Annotated in this window: 13 protein-coding genes; 6 read left to right on the top strand and 7 right to left on the bottom strand. The window is 41.5% G+C overall.

Going from position 1 to position 14,046, the window contains the following annotated elements; all coding sequences use genetic code 11:
- Positions 1 to 368: 368 nt before the first annotated feature.
- Together PCIT_RS10115 and PCIT_RS10110 are read right to left on the bottom strand one after the other, a co-directional pair.
- Positions 369 to 833 carry a TIGR02444 family protein gene (locus PCIT_RS10115; RefSeq protein WP_010363809.1) on the bottom strand — a complete coding sequence of 155 codons (465 nt, stop codon included), beginning with the start codon at positions 831 to 833 and terminating at the stop codon, positions 369 to 371.
- Positions 830 to 2,749, bottom strand: coding sequence for an ATP-binding cassette domain-containing protein (locus PCIT_RS10110; RefSeq protein WP_010363808.1), 1,920 nt, complete (start codon positions 2,747 to 2,749; stop codon positions 830 to 832). Before PCIT_RS10110 ends, PCIT_RS10115 begins: the two co-directional genes overlap by 4 nt.
- 130 nt (positions 2,750 to 2,879) lie before the next feature.
- Between PCIT_RS10110 and PCIT_RS10105 the strand changes: the two genes are divergently transcribed.
- Positions 2,880 to 3,080 carry a YheV family putative zinc ribbon protein gene (locus PCIT_RS10105; RefSeq protein ID WP_010363807.1) on the top strand — a complete coding sequence of 67 codons (201 nt, stop codon included), beginning with the start codon at positions 2,880 to 2,882 and terminating at the stop codon, positions 3,078 to 3,080.
- Between the two features lie 16 nt (positions 3,081 to 3,096).
- On the opposite strand, the gene PCIT_RS10100 is transcribed toward PCIT_RS10105, so the two are convergent.
- Positions 3,097 to 3,309 (bottom strand): SlyX family protein, encoded by a 213-nt coding sequence (locus tag PCIT_RS10100; RefSeq protein WP_010363806.1) that lies wholly within the window; start codon positions 3,307 to 3,309, stop codon positions 3,097 to 3,099.
- A complete protein-coding gene (locus tag PCIT_RS10095; protein WP_010363805.1) occupies positions 3,309 to 4,295 on the bottom strand; it encodes a WD40 repeat domain-containing protein in 987 nt (328 codons plus the stop codon). The genes PCIT_RS10100 and PCIT_RS10095 overlap by 1 nt, the downstream gene beginning before the upstream one ends.
- A 249-nt stretch (positions 4,296 to 4,544) precedes the next feature.
- Between PCIT_RS10095 and fkpA the strand changes: the two genes are divergently transcribed.
- The gene (fkpA, locus tag PCIT_RS10090; protein WP_010363804.1) at positions 4,545 to 5,297 is read left to right on the top strand and encodes an FKBP-type peptidyl-prolyl cis-trans isomerase; all 753 of its coding nucleotides are present in this window, start codon (positions 4,545 to 4,547) and stop codon (positions 5,295 to 5,297) included.
- 84 nt (positions 5,298 to 5,381) lie between these two features.
- On the opposite strand, the gene PCIT_RS10085 is transcribed toward fkpA, so the two are convergent.
- Positions 5,382 to 5,852 carry an Rsd/AlgQ family anti-sigma factor gene (locus PCIT_RS10085; protein WP_010363802.1) on the bottom strand — a complete coding sequence of 157 codons (471 nt, stop codon included), beginning with the start codon at positions 5,850 to 5,852 and terminating at the stop codon, positions 5,382 to 5,384.
- Between the two features lie 457 nt (positions 5,853 to 6,309).
- Between PCIT_RS10085 and hemE the strand changes: the two genes are divergently transcribed.
- On the top strand, positions 6,310 to 7,374 hold the full coding sequence (gene hemE, locus PCIT_RS10080) for a uroporphyrinogen decarboxylase (protein WP_010363801.1): 1,065 nt from the start codon (positions 6,310 to 6,312) through the stop codon (positions 7,372 to 7,374).
- Between the two features lie 67 nt (positions 7,375 to 7,441).
- Here hemE and speE read toward each other — a convergent pair whose 3' ends face one another.
- The gene (gene speE, locus PCIT_RS10075; RefSeq protein WP_010363799.1) at positions 7,442 to 8,302 is read right to left on the bottom strand and encodes a polyamine aminopropyltransferase; all 861 of its coding nucleotides are present in this window, start codon (positions 8,300 to 8,302) and stop codon (positions 7,442 to 7,444) included.
- Positions 8,303 to 8,641: 339 nt separating this feature from the next.
- Here speE and speA point away from each other — a divergent pair, with 339 nt between their 5' ends.
- The 3 genes from speA (at position 8,642) to PCIT_RS10060 (ending at position 12,835) form a co-directional block, all read left to right on the top strand.
- Positions 8,642 to 10,522, top strand: a complete 1,881-nt coding sequence (gene speA, locus PCIT_RS10070) for a biosynthetic arginine decarboxylase (protein WP_010363797.1) — start codon at positions 8,642 to 8,644, stop codon at positions 10,520 to 10,522.
- A 124-nt stretch (positions 10,523 to 10,646) separates the two neighbouring features.
- Positions 10,647 to 11,522 (top strand): acyltransferase, encoded by an 876-nt coding sequence (locus PCIT_RS10065; protein ID WP_010363795.1) that lies wholly within the window; start codon positions 10,647 to 10,649, stop codon positions 11,520 to 11,522.
- A 110-nt stretch (positions 11,523 to 11,632) separates the two neighbouring features.
- Positions 11,633 to 12,835: a mechanosensitive ion channel family protein gene (locus PCIT_RS10060; RefSeq protein ID WP_010363793.1), complete on the top strand. Its 1,203-nt coding sequence runs from the start codon at positions 11,633 to 11,635 to the stop codon at positions 12,833 to 12,835.
- On the opposite strand, the gene chrA is transcribed toward PCIT_RS10060, so the two are convergent.
- Complete coding sequence (gene chrA, locus PCIT_RS10055; RefSeq protein ID WP_010363791.1) at positions 12,818 to 13,939, bottom strand: chromate efflux transporter; 1,122 nt, start codon at positions 13,937 to 13,939, stop codon at positions 12,818 to 12,820. The genes PCIT_RS10060 and chrA overlap by 18 nt on opposite strands.
- Between the last annotated feature and the right edge of the window lie 107 nt (positions 13,940 to 14,046).

Raw genomic sequence — 14,046 nt, 5'->3', positions numbered from 1 at the left:
CAAATAAAAAGCACCCGACTAACTGGGTTAGTAAGGTGCTTTGTGCGTCGTGCTTAATTCTTAATATTGAGAACTGACTGTTTATCTTGTGTGTGGCATAACAATGCTATGGCTCAGGTACTTCGGCATCGTTGATTTTTTTCATAAAATAGTACACATAGAAAAGACACAGGCCGATAACAATCGCTAAAAACCCGAATGATAAAAATAAGACTGGGTCAGTAAAAAAGTCTCTGAAGAATACGCTCATTGCCGTGCCTCCTAGTTAGTTGATGTATACATATTAGTAGAGGGTGGCTGAGTGAATGATGATCAAGATCAAGTTTTATAGATGAGTTATTTTACTTAGGGTGTCAGTTTGATCTCGATCATGTTTTATGAGCTGAACAGCACAGTCGGAGGCTTTGCTCAGATTGTTTATCAAGGTATAAACAGAGGTTGTTTGGAGTTGAATCATGGCAAAGTTCGGTCTTACTTAATGCTTCAATTAATAGCGATTGTTGAAACTTTTCAAGTGCTAATTCACTGTCAAGTAATTGGGCCCGAACATCATGATAACTTGGATGCTGTCGGTATGTTGATTTTAATGTTTGTCGCAATAAACGGTGCTGTATCAAAAGTTGTGCATCGATATCACGACAAAGGCTTTCTAACATCTGACCCTGAGCTAGTGAAAGCTGTACTTGGTGTTTCTCCAAATACAGCAGTAACAAGCATAAATTGACATTTTTATTATGTAAATCTTGTAGTGACAATAGGTGTGGTTGCACCCCTGTCAATGCATAGACTTCACAAGAGAAATGCCAAAACTCTGCTGCTGAGGGGGTTTTCATGCACTGAGCCCCTGCTCGAAGGTCTGTTCTTTTTCTTCTAATTCCTCAAGGGCCATTAATAGATCTTCTTCAATTTGATTGAGCTTTGGGGTAACGTCAGCCTGTTGGCTAAGCAAGGTCGTCAACTTAGCTTTATTGTCGTCGTGGTAAAGATCGTTATCAGCCAGTTGTACTTCAATGGCAGAAAGTTCTTCGGTATATTTATCGAGTGACTTTTCTAACTTTTCTATTTGTTTCTTAAGCGGTTGGACTGATTTCCTAAACTCGGCTTCTAGACGCTTTTGTTCTTTGCGATTACTGCTAGAGTGACTTTTTGCCTCAGTTTCTGGCTTTTTAGCAGCTTCTTTGTTGGCGTTAAGTAACCATTGATAATACTCATCCAAATCGTAACCAAACTTGGTGACGGTTCCGTTATCGACTAAGTAGTACTCATCGGCGGTGTTTTTCAGCATATGGCGATCGTGAGATACGGTGACCATTGCCCCTTCAAAGCCTTGGAGTGCCATAACAAGTGCATGGCGCATTTCTAGATCTAAATGGTTGGTCGGCTCATCAAGTAATAACAAGTTGGGCTTTTGATAAACAAGCATGGCAAGAACTAAGCGCGCTTTTTCTCCGCCAGAAAATGGGGCGACCGGCTCTAAAGCTTTATCGCCAATAAACGCAAACCCGCCTAAAAAGTCTCTTAATGATTGCTCACTGGCTTTAGGGTCTAAACGCTGCAAGTGCGTGATGGCATTTGCTTGCAAGTCTAACGATTCCAATTGGTGTTGAGCGAAGTACCCGACGTTTAGGCCTTGGTGTTGAAACACTTCACCGGCTTGTGGAGTGAGTTCACCAGCGAGTAGTTTAATCAGCGTCGATTTACCTGCACCGTTGCGACCGAGTAAGGCGATGCGGCTGCCTGGTACCAGGTTCAATTTAATTTGATGTAAAATAGTGATATCGCCATATCCTGCCACTGCGTTGTCTAAGGTCATCAATGGATTAGGCAGTGCGCTGGGCTCTGCAAACTCAAAATTAAACGGCGAGTCTGCATGGGCTGGTGCCAGCTTTTCCATACGTTCTAACGCTTTTACGCGACTTTGGGCTTGCTTGGCTTTGCTGGCTTTGGCTTTAAATCGTGTAATGAACTGTTCTAAATGCGCAATATGTTCTTGCTGTTTTTCAAATAGCGCTTGATGTTGCGCCATACGCTCTGCTTTTTGGCGTTCAAATTGAGAGTAGTGACCTTTGTACACATTGATAAGGTTTTGATCTATGTGCCAAATTTGGTCTATTACCGCATCTAAAAATTCTCTGTCATGAGAGATTAATACCAGCGTGCCAGTATAAGCTCGTAAAAAGCGTTCTAGCCAATAGACTGCATCTAAATCTAAGTGGTTGGTAGGTTCATCAAGCAGTAGTAAATCAGCATCGCGAATGAGCGCTTGGGCTAAATTTAAACGCATTCGCCAGCCACCAGAAAAGGCACTCACAGGATTGTCTATTTGCTCGTTGCTAAACCCCAAACCATGAAGTAGCTCACCCGCTTTAGACTCGATGCTATAGCCTTCTATTAATTCTAGCTTTTGATGAACTTTGGCTTGTGCTGCACCATCACCGTTTAATTCCGCCTGTTGCAGTGCTGTGCGACATTGATAATATTCGGTATGTCCTTGCAATACATATTCGAGGGCACTGATCTCCAATGCGGGCGTTTCTTGTTTTACTGAGGCAATAGACCAGTCTTTAGGAAATTGAAAATTACCAGAGTCTAATTGTAGCTCACCTTTTAGCAGCGCGAAAAGAGACGATTTACCACACCCATTTGCGCCAACTAAGCCGACTTTATGTTCGGGAAATAAAGTAGCGTTGGCATTTTTTAACAGTGTTTTACCACCACGAAGTAATTCAATATCAGACAGCTGGATCATAATTTCAATTCTAAAGACGCATTGCCACTATCATAACATGATCTGCTTTATCCTGTTCAAGCGTATCATGCTTAGTCGCTTTAGGATAAAATGGCGTCGTTGTAATATAACCCAGTTGTAGGGGAGCAGAGTGAGACAAAAGAAACGTTTTATTGCCGGCGCATCGTGTCCTGAATGTAAAAAGATGGATGTGATGATGCTATTTAAAGAGCATGACGTAGAGAAAGTTGAGTGCGTTGCATGTGGTCATGTTATGACACAACCAAAAGAAGCCGTGCAAGCTTCTACAAGGCAGTTTGAGCAGGTGATTGGTGTATTTAAGCCAGAGTAAGATCTGGCTTTTTAGGTTAGTAATGCGGCGGTGGGGGCTCTTGATGTTGTGGGATAAGCCCTGAGTCTTGACTCTCTTTCATCTTTTCACCAATTAATTCAATTTGGCGCTGCATTTTTGCCAGATGTCTTTGGTGAGTACGAAGTTCATCATTTAAGGTCTCGATGGTATCATCTTGGAAAGAGACTTTGGCTTCTAATTCCATCACCCTGTTTTCTAAATCAGTCATTAACGGCTCGCTTGCTTAAAGCGCTCTAGTAATCCGCTAGAGCTTTCGGTGAGCAGTGCGTGTTCTTGCTCCAAAAATGCGACGTCAAATACCACCGCCGATTTAGGTCTGCTACCCGCTCTGGGTTCGACCAGCCATGAAGCTAGCTTTTCTCCGTTGCTAACCTGCCACAAATCTAATTGGCGGCTAGGCGACCCTGTAAGAAGCAAATCACTGTTTTGGCCAAAACGCACTGCACTGAATATTTTCTGTCGCGCAATATACTGTAATTGTGAGACAAGATCACCTGAAGTCAATTGCCAAATACTGGCTTTTTTTAAACTATCAGCGGTAAAAGCGTATTGGCCACTGGCATCGAGCGCGACTTTGGTCACTCTACTGGGGTGGTTGAAACGGTGAATTACCTGGCCAGTTCGTGTATCCCAAAAGTAGGCACTGTAGTCATTGGCACCTGTGAGTGCAAAGTGGCCATTGGGAGATAATGCAATACTATTAATTTTTTCTTGATGACCAAGGAACTCTATGCGCCTGCCACTGACTAAGTCTAAGTGAACAACTACGTTGTCACTGCGACCATATAAGACGTACCGGCCTTGATTGCTAATTGCAATATCACGAATGGTCCCTTGTTTTATTTGAAAGAACCCTTGGTTTTGGCCGCTTTGTATATTCCAAATAGCAAAGGTGTTGTTTTCAGCAGTAACAGCAAAGCTATTGTCATAGGCAATGGCGAGCGAATGGACTAAGTTGTTGTGTATTTGGGATTGATGCCACTGATATTTTAAACCATGCTCTTGATTATCCCATAGACTAACACCATGTTCTACAGACGAAACTAGGCTATAGCGGCCATCGTGGGATAAAGCGGCTGCAAAAGCGCCACGTGCAGCATGCTCAACAGTCAAATCGGCTTGGTTGGGTGCATCAGAGCAGCCTAGTAAAGTCATAAGTGACAGTAAAACACTGGCATGAAAAACATTGGGCATAATATCGGTATTTTCCCTTAACGTCATGTTACTCAAAGGGTAGACTATGTGCTATCTGCCCATTTTAAAGTGATGCATTCTCTGATACTAGCGTATCAACCCGCTAAAGTCGCGTTTACTATACGCTGTTTAGCGTTTGCGTTTGGCATCGACTGCGATGAATGATAATGTGGCTACAATAGATTTAACCATTAATATAATATTAACAGACTGCTGTAAGGTAAGTCAGATTAAGAGAGACTAAATAGAATGAAACAGACGATTAAATTGTCTTTAGTTGCTGCGTCAATTTTAGCATTGACTGCATGTAATCAAAAAGCTGAAGAGAAGCCAGTAGAAGTGAAGCTTGAAACAGAACTACAACAACAAGCTTATGGTATTGGCGCTTCAGTAGGTAATTTCCTACAAAAAGATTTAGCTGACAAAAAAGGCTTTGGTGTAGAACTTGATCAAGCGTTATTAATGCGTGGCTTCCAAGATGCGTTAGCGGGCGAAGCGAAGCTTGACGAAGAAAAAATTCGTGAAGTGTTAACTGCACTTGATACATCAGTACGTGAGCTACAAGCTGAGAAAACAAAAGCAGATGCTGAAAAGAACAAAGCTGAAGGTGAAAAATTCTTAGCTGACAACGCCCAAAAAGAAGGTGTTACGGTTACTGAGTCTGGCCTACAATATGAAGTGCTAAGCACTGCAGATGGTAAAAAGCCATTAGTGACTGACGTGGTTAAAGTACATTATAAAGGTACTTTGATTGATGGTACTGAGTTTGATAGCTCTTATTCTCGTAACGAGCCAACGACTTTCCCATTAAACCGCGTTATTGCCGGTTGGACTGAAGGTTTACAGCTAATGCCAGTAGGGTCTAAATTCAAATTTACCATTCCTTCAAGCTTAGGTTATGGTGAGCGTGATCTTGGTAAGATCCCAGCTAATTCAACATTGGTTTTCGAAGTAGAGTTACTTGAAATCCAAGACGAAAAAGTGGAAGCTGCTGCTGAATAATTGCTGGCAATTATTCACAATAAAAAAGGGCCTATAGGCCCTTTTTTATTGGATGTATTTTAACATCCCGCAAAGAAGAATGGGTTAACGACTATAATTTGCATAGAGGTTGTCAATCAGCTCATCTTCGAGCTCAAAGCGAAGCTCTAGTGTTTCACCCAATTTAGATAAGTCACTATCGAAATCAATAAGGTCGTTGTCCTGACTTGCCTCTGCATATTTATCATTAAAGTCTAAGGCAATGTCAGTTGTAGAGGCTATTTTAGGGTACAGAGCTTGCGCAAGCTGTGCGCTCTCAGGCCCTTTTTCTTTACAAGCTTCAACAATGTTGTCATAAATTTCAAAATGGCCTGCTGATAGGTAGTCCATTAATATTTGGCAAAAAGATTGAATTTGCATCTGATCTGGCAGTGCTTGTTCACTTTTTTCATAAGGTGAAAAGCCAGCAATTTTACAATATAGCAATAATAATTCCTGACGTTCAGCCAACCATGCATCAATAACACTATGGCTACCTCCCCACTTTTGTTGGGCTTGTTCTAATCTAGAAAGCATAGTTGACTCCTTTTGCGGATTGTTTTCCTCTATGAAAATGAAATCTGCCTCAAAGGTCAACCTATTTTTCTTTTATTTATCAATTAATAATGTAAGTTGTTGTTTTGTATGTCGTTGTTGTTTTAGGTAAATTAATATTTAACGGCAATAAAAAGTATTTGAATGTATAGTAAATATTCTAATTAGCTCGTTGATAATAATTGCTATTTTTATTATAAAAAGTATTTGTTGTGATTTTGGTAAGTAAGCTGATTCCTATCAAAGTTGATATTATGTTGCTTTTTTGTGTTTTAAGTGTGCGGGTTGTTTGAGATCAGCTTTGATTAGGTCTTATGGGTAAATGGGATTTAATCTAGATCATATTCCGTTATTTTGATGTTGGCTTTTAATAGAGCGTTCGCGTGGATAGTGATACAATCTGCACAATTTTTAAAGCATTGGAATTGAGAGAGTCGCTATGAGCGAATTGAAAAATGATCGTTATTTACGTGCGTTGATGAAACAACCTGTTGATGTCACTCCAGTATGGATGATGCGTCAAGCAGGCCGATATTTACCAGAATATCGTGCTACTCGCGCTCAAGCTGGTGACTTCATGAGCTTGTGTAAAAATGCTGAATTGGCATGTGAAGTAACATTACAGCCGTTACGCCGTTATCCACTTGATGCGGCTATTTTATTTAGCGATATTTTGACGATTCCAGATGCAATGGGCTTAGGTTTATACTTCGAAACAGGCGAGGGCCCTAAATTCGAGCGCCCCATCAGTTCTCTTGCTGATGTGAAGAAAATTCCTAAGCTAGATCCAACCGATGAGTTGGGATACGTCATGAATGCAGTGAGCACTATCCGCCGCGAATTAAAAGGGGAAGTGCCTTTAATCGGATTCTCTGGTTCACCTTGGACATTAGCCACTTATATGATTGAAGGTGGTAGCAGCAAGACCTTTGGGAAAATCAAGAAAATGGCTTTTGCTGAGCCAAAAACACTGCACTTACTATTAGATAAGTTAGCGGACTCAGTCATTGATTATTTAAATGCGCAAGTTAAAGCTGGTGCACAATCATTGATGATATTTGATTCATGGGGGGGAGTGTTAAGCCCGCGTGATTACAAAGAGTTTTCTTTGCAATATATGCATAAAATTGTTGATGGTCTTATCCGTGAAAATGATGGTCGCAAAGTGCCAGTAACATTATTCACTAAAAATGGGGGTCAGTGGATAGAAGCAATTGCAGCAACAGGCTGTGATGCTGTTGGACTGGATTGGACTATTGATATTGGTGATGCGAAACGTCGTGTAGGTGATAAAGTTGCATTACAAGGTAATATGGACCCGTCAATGTTACACGGTACGCCAGAGCGTATACGTGAAGAAGTACAGCATATCCTCGCTGGGTTTGGCGAAGGTAATGGTCATGTATTTAACTTAGGCCATGGAATTACCCCTGAAGTTGACCCAGAAAATGCAGGCGTATTTATTAATGCAGTACATGAGTTCAGTGCGCGATACCACAAGTAACGTTAGGTACTGAGTGAATAAAAAAACCCAAGCCAAGGCTTGGGTTTTTTTATTCATATAATTCTATTTATTTTTCAAATGCACGCTTCATAAAGTTTGGTGTAGCTAGTGCGCCTTTGTGAATGCCGACGTTGTAATAGTCAGTATGAAACTTGGCATTGTCAGCATCTTGCTCTCTAAACCCAGAGAAAGCTTCGCCTTTTCGTGCCATGGTAGATGACCATAAACCACTAGGGTAAATCGGTTGAGGGAACGGTAAGGTTTGTAAGTCGTTAAACCCAACATCACGCATAGCATCGCGCATTTCAATGAGCAAAGGCATATGCATAAGCGGTGATTCACTTTGTTGGATCATGATCCCACCGGGACGTAATGCGCTTAGGCAGCTAGTATAAAAGGCATGATTAAATAACCCTTCACCCGGACCTACAGGGTCGGTGCCATCAACAATGATTACATCGATTGAGTCAGCTGCTGCTTCGCGCATAAATTTAATGCCATCGTCAAACATCACGGTAGCGCGTGGGTCATTATTTGACTCACATAGCTCAGGGAAGTATTTAAGGGACATATTGGTGACCACTTCGTCGATGTCTATTTGGGTCACTGATTCTACGTCAGGGTGCTTTAATACCTCACGCAATGTGCCACAGTCACCACCACCAATGATCACCACATTTTTTGGTGCTGGGTGAGAAAACAAAGCGGGATGGCTCATCATTTCATGATAAAAGAAGTTTTCGCGGCTACTCACCATAGTACAACCGTCAATTATCATTAAATTACCAAAATCGGTTGTTTCATACATTTCGACTTTTTGAAATGGTGATTGGATTTCATCGAGTTTTTTATTGATGCGCAGAGAAAAAGCGCTGCCATCACGGTCACTTACCTCGGTGAACCAGCGGTTAGCTTCTAGGTTTGCCATATTTATTTCACACTTACTATTCTATTTCGGGTAATTTTGCCAGTGAGCAAGAAATTGCTCAATCTATTTTCGCGTATCTTTAAAAATAGTGGCGATGGGCATGTTAGTAAATATACAACCTATAATTAAATTTCATCGCAGTGATCAGAACTGTATTTTAGTATGAGCGTGCGCTTCACTAGCAATCTTTATGTGTTAATACCTTTTACTTAGGTTTTGGGTGAGAAGGTTATAAGTGATCCGAAGCTAAAATTTGCAGTAAAGCCGATGAATTGTGGTCGCTAATAATCTAAACGCGTATTAAAATACGCATTTAGATAAAAGTCATTTGGGGTTGCCATGAAGTGGGGCTTAGACACAGCACGAGATATCTACAATGTTGCACATTGGAGTGATGGTTATTTTGATATCAATGAACAAGGTGAATTGGTTGCATTTCCCGATGGTAAAAAAGCAGCGCCAGCAATTTCATTCCCTGACTTAGTTGAGCAGTTTAAAGCGCAAGGACTAACGTTACCTGTATTGGTGCGATTCACCGATATTTTGCAGCATCGGGTTGATACCATGACAGATGCTTTTTCATTGGCGTGTGAACAAAAGGCTTATCAAGGTGAATACACCTGTGTTTACCCGATTAAAGTAAATCAACAACGCTCTGTTGTGAGTAAATTATTGGCACACCCGAGTGGTTTAGTTGGATTAGAGGCCGGCTCTAAACCTGAATTGATGGCGATTTTAGGTATCGCGACGAGCCCTATTACCATTGTATGTAATGGATATAAAGACAGTGAATTTCTGCGGTTGGCCTGTATTGCACAGGCCATGGGCCATAAAGTAAATATCGTGGTTGAAAAGCTATCAGAACTGACCTCATTAATTAAAGAAATCGATGATCTGGGTATTGAGCCGTCTATTGGTATTCGTATTCGCTTAAATTCAGTTGGTAAAGGCAAGTGGCAAAATACCGGTGGCGAGAAAGGTAAGTTTGGCTTAACGGCTGGCCAGGTTTTAGAAGCGGTAGAGACGTTGAAGCAGCATGATAAATTGCACTTGATGAATTTAGTGCACTTTCATATCGGCTCACAAATAGCCAACATCCGAGATATTCAACGCGCTTTAATAGAGTGTGCCCGTCATTTTGCAGAATTAACGCGTTTAGGTGTGCCTTTAAAAACGGTTGATGTGGGGGGAGGTTTAGGTGTTGATTATGAAGGGTCAGGTTCTCGTAGTGCCTGTTCAATGAACTACACCGTTGAAGAGTATGCTCGTAATGTGGTGAGTGCTTTTGCAGAGGTTTGCGAGCAGCATGATTTGACACACCCAGCCATTATCACAGAGTCAGGTCGAGCATTAACAGCACATCATGCAGTGTTAGTGACCGACGTTATTGATATTGAGCAAGCTCCTAAACAGACGTGTGGTACTGCGCCAAATAAAACAGATCATGTTATTTTACATCAGTTATGGCAGGTGCTACACCGTATTACACCACGCTTAGCACTTGAGGCCTATCATGATGCCATGCATTTATTTAGTGAGGCTCATGGGCAATATGTACACGGCTTAGTCAGCATGACTCAGTGGGCACAAATTGAGTTGTTGTACTTTACTATTTTGCACCAAGTGCGAGAAACATTAAACGAGAATGCGCGTTCACATCGAGAAGTACTAGATGATTTAAATGAAAAGCTTGCTGATAAGTTGTTTGTGAATTTCTCTTTGTTTCAGTCGTTACCAGATGTATGGGGGATCCAGCAGCTGTTTCCAGTCATGCCCATCGAAGCCTTAGAACAGCCGCTTACACAGCGCGCTATTATCCAAGATATTACCTGTGACTCCGATGGCCAAATTAGAGAGTATGTTGAAGGGTCAGGCATAGAATCTAGTTTACCAATCCCCCCTTATCAATTTGGTGATCAATATCACCTAGCTATGTTCATGGTCGGGGCATACCAAGAGATTTTAGGGGACTTACATAACCTCTTTGGTGATACTGATTCGGTACATGTAGAAATGACAGAGCAAGGCTACATGTTAACGAATGCAATAAAAGGCGACAGTGTCGCAGATGTGTTAAAAGTCGTGCATTATGATCACGAAAAACTCTCTGACAACTTCTCTGAGCAAGTAAGTAAATTAGATATAACCAAACAAATCAAAGCACAATACTTAGCAGAGTTGAATGCTGGACTTGCCGGATATACCTACTTTGAGGACTAAGCTTTTTATGCTCGGTGGTTTTTCGTAATCCAAAAACAAGGTATTATCCTTTGTCATAAATTAGGCGCACATGTCTAGCAAGGTGTGCGCCTTTTGAATTAGGCTGTTGTAAAGGAAACATTGAATGTCGTGGTTACGTCGCATTTTCAGTTTACTCTTATATGTACTGAATACTCTCGTGTGGTTTATTCCCATTTTTATTTTTGGGCTATTAAAGTTGCTCCCTATTCCGGCGTGGCAAAAGTTATGTAGTATAGTGGCAAAAGAGTGCGCCAGTTTGTGGGTCGCAGGTAACAACTTAAATCAAAATTTAATAGCGCCATATCAGCTGAATGTAACTGGGCTAGAAAATATTAAGCAAAAAGATTGGTATTTGGTCGTCGCAAATCATCAAAGCTGGGTAGATATTGTGATTATGCAGCGGGTATTGCATAGAAAAATTCCATTTTTAAACTTTTTTTTAAAGAAAGAATTGCTGTACGTACCAATTTTAGGGTTGGCTTGGTGGGCGTTAGATTTTCCATTTATGACTCGAACTAGCAAAAGTCAATTACGTAAGAACCCTAAACTTAAAGGCAAAGACATAGAAACAACACGCAAAGCCTGCGAAAAGTTTAAAACCATGCCTGTCAGTATTGTTAACTTTGTTGAAGGTACTCGCTTTACCCCTGAGAAGCACCAAAGGCAAAAAAGTCCATTTGAAAATTTGTTAAAACCTAAAGCAGGCGGCATTGCTTTTGTGATGCAGGCGATGGGAGAGCAAATTAACAAAGTTGTTAATGTGACCATTCACTACCCTCAAGGGATCCCAAGCTTTGTTGATTTTGTCAGTGGCAAAGTTAATCAAGTGGATGTTCATATTGAGGTGATGCCAGTGAGTGAGGAGCTGATTGGTGATTACAGTAATGATAACGAGTTTAGAGTTCGTTTTCAGTCTGAATTGAACCGTTTATGGAACGAAAAAGATGGTCAACTAACTGAGTTACAAAAGCTCAAGTAGTAAACGAGCACTATAAATAACTCACAGCATGCATCAGGAGTTATAGTGGTTTTGACTTTTAACATGGAAGTGGCTAGCAGCACAGAGTCGTTAGTAAGGAGTAGGCAAGTATGGGTATCGCCCACATAACAGATTTATTAGAGCCTTGGTTTGACGGGCTGCCTAAAGATGTATTATTAAGCAGTATTTCTGCAAATAGTATTGGCTTTTTGGCGGTTGTACTGGTGTATTTATTTACGCGCAGATTAGTTTTTCCAACGATTCAAAATACGCTGATGAAGTTTTCTCCTTCACGATTTGGCTTGCTCAGTGAGCATCTTAATAAGTTAACTGGACGCTTGGCAGCTATGCTCAGCTGTGTTGCTTTTCTTGCGTTCTACCCGAGAGTATTGGTCGCCCCTGAGTGGGTATTGATGAGCTTAAAATCAGTTGGTCAAATCGTCTTGATAATCGTGTCGGGCTTTTTGGTCAGTAGTTTAGTTAACTTAGCCCATGGTATTTATAGCCAGTTACGCTTCGCGAAAGACGTACCAATACAAGGTATTGTGCAGGTCACTAAATTGATGACCTTTATTATCTGCAGTATCTTAATCATCAGTTTGCTACTTGATAAGTCTCCTACCTACATTTTATCAGGCTTTGGTGCCATAGCGGCTGTGACATTGTTGGTGTTTAAAGACACCATTTTAGGATTAGTTGCTTCTATACAAATTGCCGCAAACAGGCTCGTTACCATCGGTGATTGGATCCAAGTGGATGCATTTGGAGCCGATGGAGAGGTGATCGACTTAGGGCTAAATACAGTACGGGTTCGTAATTGGGACAATACAGTGACGACGATCCCGACTTACATGCTGATTACTGATTCGTTTAAGAACTGGCGTGCAATGCAAGAGTCTGCAGGGCGAAGAATTAAGCGGTCTCTGCTACTTGATATGCATAGCATAAGGACACTAACAACAACAAAAGTTGCGCAACTTCAAAGTACATTTCCTGAATTGACGAGCTTTGGGGACTTACCTGAACCTTTGACTAATGTAGGGTTGTATCGTCGTTATGGTGAAGCATATTTGCGCAAGCATAAAGATATCAGTCAAGATTGCGTATTGATGGTGCGCGAACTTGCACCGCAGCACCATGGTTTACCGATTGAATTCTATTGCTTTAGCGCAAATAAACAGTGGGTGTTTTATGAGCATTTACAAGCTGATATTATGGACCATATGTTAGCGGTTATGCCTGAATTTGAGTTGCGCCCGTACCAAAGTGTTTCGGGGCAACTGCAAATTAATACCTTACAAGACGAACCCTAAAGCCGAAAATGCAACGAGCATTGTCCAAAGTGGTGGCTTGAATAGTTTCATGCAAGCAAAACCTATGATGACAATCGCGATGTGCCAGAGATCCGAGACAGCGGATAACCAAATAGGCTGATAAAAGGCCGCAGCAAGTAATCCAACAACCGCGGCATTAATAGCGGCAGTGACACTGGCAAACCTAGGTAAATTACTTAGTGCATACCAGCTATGGTGGCAGGTATACATGAGTAATAGGCCAGGTAAGAACACCGCCAGTGTTGCGATTATGGCACCCACTAAAATGTTATCTGGTTGAGCCACAGCCCCCAAATAGGTGGCAATTGTAAACATTGGACCTGGCACGGCTTGTGCTGCAGCATACGCTGTTAAAAAGCTTTCCTGAGACAAATGCTCGACGCTATTTTGTAATAGTGGCAGAACCACATGGCCGCCACCAAAAACCAGTGCGCCAGCTTGGTAGAACTGTGCAAAAATATCACTTGGTAGGCTTAGGATTGATAACACAAATAAACCTACAAAGACTATTAGCGTTGGCCATTGCCACTGCATATCCTGTTTTTCAGACACTTCGGGTATGCTACTGAAGCGATATAACAAACCTACACAAGCGGCGATCACGAGTAACCATATTTGGCTAAACACACTTGGCGAGATGAGCATAAATAAGGTGCTAGCAAAGGTGATCAGCTTTAAAGGGGCTGTTTTACAGAAGCTTTTTGCCATGGTTAAAATTGCATCTGCAACGACGACCACGGCAAATAATTTTAAGCCATGGATAACGTCACTGATCGCGCCGTCAAGCTGAGCGGCGGTCATTGCTAAAATAAGCATGATCAAAAAAGAGGGGAGTGTAAAGCCAATGAAAGCAGCAATACCACCAAGTAAGCCAGCTCGTTCTACCCCAATAGCAAAGCCTACTTGGCTAGAGCCAGGCCCCGGAAGTATCTGTGATAAACTGATCATAGAACTATACCGCTCATTTGAGAGCCAGTTTAAACTATCGACAAAGTGTTTTTTGAAAAAGCCGAGGTGTGCGGCTGGCCCTCCGAAGCTGGTGCAGCCTAACAAAAAAAACTGATAGAAAATACTCAATACCATGGTTCACCTTATGTTATGGTTAGCAGTCCAGCTTTACATATAATTATGACATTTTTGTGACTGTGCGATGTAGTGTTTTTTTACTATGCTTGATAGGCATTATTGTA

Origin of the sequence: Pseudoalteromonas citrea (genome assembly GCF_000238375.3) — a bacterium.
Lineage (GTDB): Bacteria > Pseudomonadota > Gammaproteobacteria > Enterobacterales > Alteromonadaceae > Pseudoalteromonas > Pseudoalteromonas citrea.
Note: the sequence above shows the minus strand (reverse complement) of the source record. Positions and strands in the feature narration are given on the sequence as shown.

Bases quoted from the DNA above. Each gene is read 5' to 3' on its own strand.
- PCIT_RS10110 (WP_010363808.1), bottom strand. From the start codon at position 2,749: ATGATCCAGCTGTCTGATATTGAATTACTTCGTGGTGGTAAAACACTG.
- PCIT_RS10065 (WP_010363795.1), top strand. From the start codon at position 10,647: ATGTCGTGGTTACGTCGCATTTTCAGTTTACTCTTATATGTACTGAAT.
- speE (WP_010363799.1), bottom strand. From the start codon at position 8,302: ATGGCAAACCTAGAAGCTAACCGCTGGTTCACCGAGGTAAGTGACCGT.
- chrA (WP_010363791.1), bottom strand. From the start codon at position 13,939: ATGGTATTGAGTATTTTCTATCAGTTTTTTTTGTTAGGCTGCACCAGC.
- PCIT_RS10060 (WP_010363793.1), top strand. From the start codon at position 11,633: ATGGGTATCGCCCACATAACAGATTTATTAGAGCCTTGGTTTGACGGG.
- fkpA (WP_010363804.1), top strand. From the start codon at position 4,545: ATGAAACAGACGATTAAATTGTCTTTAGTTGCTGCGTCAATTTTAGCA.
- PCIT_RS10115 (WP_010363809.1), bottom strand. From the start codon at position 833: ATGAAAACCCCCTCAGCAGCAGAGTTTTGGCATTTCTCTTGTGAAGTC.
- PCIT_RS10085 (WP_010363802.1), bottom strand. From the start codon at position 5,852: ATGCTTTCTAGATTAGAACAAGCCCAACAAAAGTGGGGAGGTAGCCAT.
- hemE (WP_010363801.1), top strand. From the start codon at position 6,310: ATGAGCGAATTGAAAAATGATCGTTATTTACGTGCGTTGATGAAACAA.
- PCIT_RS10095 (WP_010363805.1), bottom strand. From the start codon at position 4,295: ATGCCCAATGTTTTTCATGCCAGTGTTTTACTGTCACTTATGACTTTA.
- PCIT_RS10100 (WP_010363806.1), bottom strand. From the start codon at position 3,309: ATGACTGATTTAGAAAACAGGGTGATGGAATTAGAAGCCAAAGTCTCT.
- speA (WP_010363797.1), top strand. From the start codon at position 8,642: ATGAAGTGGGGCTTAGACACAGCACGAGATATCTACAATGTTGCACAT.